Genomic DNA, 3,860 nt, shown 5'->3' with positions numbered 1-3,860 from the left:
ATCATGAGCATGCGAGCACGGAAATTATATTCCGCGATTAGAAAAGTAACGCGTGGGTGAATCGCCATAGACCCGACGAAACATCGCAATAAAGTTACTGGGCGTCGAATAACCTAAAGCATGTGCAATATCTCCCACCGATTCCCCTCGAGCTATCATTTCTAATGAATGTATTAGCAGTACTTGTTGCCGCCATTCACTAAAACTCATGTTTAACTCACTTCGAATCAATCGTCTTAACGTCCGAGATGAGACTGCCCCAATATTGGCCCAATGCTCTACAGAATGCTTGCTGTTTGGGTCTATTAAAATTGCTTGAGTAACTTTTTGCAGTCTCGGATCACTGGGCAGTGGGATGTGGAGTGACTCATGAGGGCTATTGACGATTTCATCGGATATTACGGCAAGAATACGTAAAGACTGTATGGATAGATCGTCTGTTTTACTCCATATCGATGCTCTAACCGATAGGGCTTTCAACACATCGCTAAGTTGGATCACACAAGGTCTCATTGGAAACCGCTCACAACTCTCTGGAGTAAACAGTAATGAACGACCTTTCAGAGAACCACAAAAATAAACACTGTGCATCGCACCCGGGGGGATCCAACCAGCTCGGTGAGGTGGTAGTATCCACGTTCCTTCATCGGTTTTGACCTGAATTAGCCCTTCATCTATACACAGTAACTGGCCTCGATGATGACTGTGCCAATTATGTGGCCGTTGATCCAAATGGTTGAAGTCGCTCCTTTCATGCTGCCACTCCTTAACGATCAGTGCGGCGCCATTTTTCCATTCGCTGTAATCAGAGTTTGTCACTTTATTTACTCAATTCCATTTTGGCCATTATTCATTATTTTCTGTCCTCTTAACGTTACCATAGCAAGTTAGCGTTCGAGTAACATTTTAGCAACGATCATTTTATCGAAGGCAGAACCATCATGAACGAACCTATCTTTATTATCTATTACATTACAGCAGGCTTGGGCATTGGCTTTCTCGCTGGACTCGTTGGTGTGGGTGGTGGTGGAATGGCCGTCCCTATTTTTGCGTTTCTATTTTCACTACAGGGAATAGCTGATACGGAAGTAGTGCATCTTGCGTTAGGGACATCAATGGCTTCGATGATTATTACAACATTGGGCAGCATGCGCGCTCACTACAAAAAAGAGAATGTAGACTCGACTATGGTAGGAAAAATGTTGAGCGGAGTTCTAGTCGGAACATTTTGCGCCACATTCGTAGCATCGTATCTACAAGGAGTCTATCTGGCAGGCTTTTTCAGCGTATTCATGTTGTATGTTGCTTATAAGATGTTTCTCAACACTGAAAATGAGTACAATCCGAACCCACATGGGGCTATCGGTAATATCACTGTAGGCTCGGTGATTGGCTCTGTATCAGCACTTGTCTCTATAAGCGGTGCGGGGTTGATCATCCCCTATCTTGTCCAGCAAAATTTTGAGGTAAAACGTGCTATTGGTACCTCTGCTGCGATAGGTTTCCCTATCGCGCTGTCAGGAAGCCTCGGTTACATGTTAAACGGATGGGGAAACACAGATTGGAACAACTTAGTATTAGGATACATATACCTTCCTGCAATGCTCAGCTTCTCCATTAGTAGCTACTTAACTACTAGCCTCGGCGTGCGTTGTGCAGAGTATTTCCCAAATAAAGTTCTTAAGAAAATCGTTGGTATTTTGTGTGTTCTTCTAAGTTTCAAAATGTTGGTACAAGTACTTAGTTAGAGCAAATAACACGGTCACTAGTAGGCCTTGCACTATGGTGAAAGGATAAGCCTGCAAAAACTTACTTCTCGCTTTGCTGGTCCAAGCACACAATGTGTAAGAAAGCTCCTCATTGTTGCACTCTTATGACTTTGTTAACCTGGCCAGAATTACATCCAAAATGTGCTGATGATTGTCCTTTCTGGAAACCTCGTCACGCTCCTGGCAAAGTGCTTCCTCCCCTTCTGATGCGAGAATTTTAATGCCACGCTCAGTACATTCTGCGAACGCACTAAACTGACTCGCACTAGGAATCTCTTGAAACGTCACATTGGGAAGATCAACAAGTGATTCGGCTGGTGTCAGTGCGGGATGTAGCCGATCAGAAAGCGTCACCACAGTGATAGCATTGTTCATCAAGGCCAGAGTTTCAGGGACAAAAGTTTTCGTTAGCTCAGGGTTGATAACGACGACCGATTTCAGTTTGTTTTCAGACTGAAATCGGGGGAATTTTTGATCCGGGATGCTGGTAATATCAACGTTATTTTCACGTAACCAATGACAGTCTACATTGGTGGCGTTGTGACACGATGTTCGATATTTCTCCGGGCTTATTTGCGCTCCGGAGAGCATCAGCATAGATGTGCCGCCCAGAAAAAAGCCGACCCCCTGCACTGCATCAGTATCTACGCCTCCGGACAGTATCCCGACCGAACTTAATTCGTTCAGCCCAAGCACCAAATCACTGGTTCTGAATGTGATTTCATCAACAGCCATTTCTGCATTGATTTCGTTCGGTGCAGGAGGCTTTGGTACCACAACGACATAACCTTGTTGCGCCAGGCTCGAGGCTATCCAACCACTGTGGGAAAACGCTGACCGTGTTCCGCCCTGCGACAAAAGCACAACGGGAAATTTTCCACTTGCTAAAGGGGCATCTAACTGCGTTTCGACTGATTTAAAAATGTTCCCCCTACCAAACGTGAAATTGTTTTTTTCGTTCGTTGTGGGATACCAATAATAGACTTCTACTGGCTTGTCTCTGTCTTCACTGAATGCCGTTTTGATTGTTAGCGCAGAATGGTATTTCGGCTCATTCGTACTGGCGCTGGCACTGACACACAATGTAGCGAGTAGAAAAGACATTATTATTTTGGTTTTCATTTTTCCCTCAGCCGGTCAACACATTATTCTGCACGGCATCTAGAAAAATAACGCGCAGGAGATTCTCCATATATTTTGCGAAACATAGCAATTAAGCTATTCATAGTCGAGGTAACCCAAAGAAAATGATAGACCGCTCCAGCTAGAGCCTTTCTTTTCAATAATTTTCTGCGGATATCCACCATGCAGAAGTTTGTACTTTACTCATTGTAAACGACTAATCATGGCCTCTTAAAGCAACATTAGAAAACCAACCGTATTCACAATCCATAACTCGTAGTTACACCGATGTATATCTAAGTGAGCTGAAGCTTCATTGCCCATCCAGTGCCCTTTGCATTTTTATAGCAAGGTAGCCAAGCACCATTTTATTACGGACCATTGCTGCCCGCACTAACACTTTTGTTTTGTATCGTAACTGATTTGCTTACTGACGTTCTTTAGTTGCACTCCTGCCTTATTAAATGCCTTTTGAATAGTTGTGGAAACATGCTGGCGGCCCTCTACTTCAAAAAAGTTAGCTCGATCTTGCTTCGTTTCGAATACGCAGACTATTTCTAAGCTTTGTGGAAAAGAAGAGAATTTGACGGTATGAGTCACCCAAAGAAAGCCATCGTAGCCTTTTAGCGTATCTTCACAAACTTCGGTCAACACTTCTCTAATTAGATTCTCGACCTTCTTATCTGATTTGCGCATAAATTAAACTTCATTCCTATCTAACGCCTTTAATTAGGTTTCAGTGTACATTGTCTTAAACAGTATTTGGCAGTGGTATTTAGTCAATAGCCTGTAGATGAGGTTATTCGCACGAAGATTTACCGACCTACTCGCTTCGAACTACATCTTACGCTGTTAAAAATAAGCGCTTTGCAACTCTACAAAACGCTTCTAACTTATTAGATTATTTTAAGTGTGTTTCAAGGAATGCAGAAACCTTGTCCATTGCAATGCCGACTGCTTCTGGATGGT

General features: G+C 43.3%; 4 protein-coding genes. 1 reads left to right on the top strand and 3 read right to left on the bottom strand.

The genetic code is table 11. From position 1 onward, the window contains the following. Positions 1 to 24: 24 nt before the first annotated feature. Positions 25 to 819, bottom strand: a complete 795-nt coding sequence (locus CAG68_RS10990; protein ID WP_054574364.1) for an AraC family transcriptional regulator — start codon at positions 817 to 819, stop codon at positions 25 to 27. Positions 820 to 941: 122 nt separating this feature from the next. Here CAG68_RS10990 and CAG68_RS10985 point away from each other — a divergent pair, with 122 nt between their 5' ends. Next, positions 942 to 1,748 carry a sulfite exporter TauE/SafE family protein gene (locus tag CAG68_RS10985; RefSeq protein ID WP_017635743.1) on the top strand — a complete coding sequence of 269 codons (807 nt, stop codon included), beginning with the start codon at positions 942 to 944 and terminating at the stop codon, positions 1,746 to 1,748. A 123-nt stretch (positions 1,749 to 1,871) separates the two neighbouring features. Here CAG68_RS10985 and CAG68_RS10980 read toward each other — a convergent pair whose 3' ends face one another. Next, entirely contained in the window at positions 1,872 to 2,891 is a 1,020-nt protein-coding gene (locus CAG68_RS10980) for an alpha/beta hydrolase family protein (protein WP_054574366.1), read from the bottom strand. Positions 2,892 to 3,284: 393 nt separating this feature from the next. After that, positions 3,285 to 3,587, bottom strand: coding sequence for a Fis family transcriptional regulator (locus CAG68_RS10975; protein WP_161441145.1), 303 nt, complete (start codon positions 3,585 to 3,587; stop codon positions 3,285 to 3,287). Positions 3,588 to 3,860: the final 273 nt, after the last annotated feature.

This window comes from Vibrio sp. V42_P2S4T144 (assembly GCF_009904715.1).
Taxonomy (GTDB): domain Bacteria; phylum Pseudomonadota; class Gammaproteobacteria; order Enterobacterales; family Vibrionaceae; genus Vibrio; species Vibrio alginolyticus.
Note: the sequence above shows the minus strand (reverse complement) of the source record. Positions and strands in the feature narration are given on the sequence as shown.